Annotated in this window: 2 rRNA genes; both read left to right on the plus strand. The window is 58.9% G+C overall.

The features are described 5' to 3' along the window. A 23S ribosomal RNA gene (locus N869_RS15680) occupies window positions 1-523 on the plus strand; the annotation flags it as partial. Between the two features lie 77 nt (window positions 524-600). Beyond that, window positions 601-717 (plus strand): 5S ribosomal RNA (gene rrf / locus N869_RS15685). The last annotated feature ends 51 nt before the right edge of the window (window positions 718-768 follow it).

The following is a 768-nucleotide window of genomic DNA, read 5'->3' on the forward strand; positions in this document are numbered from 1 at the left end:
GAACTAGTGATCCGGCGGTGGCTTGTGGAAGCGCCGTCGCTCAACGGATAAAAGGTACCCCGGGGATAACAGGCTGATCTTGCCCAAGAGTCCATATCGACGGCATGGTTTGGCACCTCGATGTCGGCTCGTCGCATCCTGGGGCTGGAGTAGGTCCCAAGGGTTGGGCTGTTCGCCCATTAAAGCGGTACGCGAGCTGGGTTTAGAACGTCGTGAGACAGTTCGGTCCCTATCCGCTGCGCGCGCAGGAAACTTGAGAAGGGCTGTCCCTAGTACGAGAGGACCGGGACGGACGAACCTCTGGTGTGCCAGTTGTTCCGCCAGGAGCACGGCTGGTTGGCTACGTTCGGAAGGGATAACCGCTGAAAGCATCTAAGCGGGAAGCCTGCTTCAAGATGAGGTTTCCACGGGGCTTGCCCCGAGAGGCTCCCAGCTAGACCACTGGGTGAATAGGCCGGATGTGGAAGAGAGGACTAACGACTCTCGCAGCTGACCGGTACTAATAAGCCGATAACTTGACACACTCTTACATTGCTACGCGTCCACTGTGCGGTTCCCGAGATACGGTCGGGATCACACCGACGAACATCTCCATAGAGTTTCGGTGGTCATAGCGAAGGGGAAACGCCCGGCTCCATTCCGAACCCGGAAGCTAAGCCCTTCAGCGCCGATGGTACTGCACGGGAGACTGTGTGGGAGAGTAGGTCGCCGCCGAACACCACTTCCAGAGAAGGCCACCCCACCACCGGGGTGGCCTTCTCTGCATCC

The organism is Cellulomonas bogoriensis 69B4 = DSM 16987, from assembly GCF_000767165.1.
GTDB classification, from domain to species: Bacteria; Actinomycetota; Actinomycetes; order Actinomycetales; family Cellulomonadaceae; genus Actinotalea; species Actinotalea bogoriensis.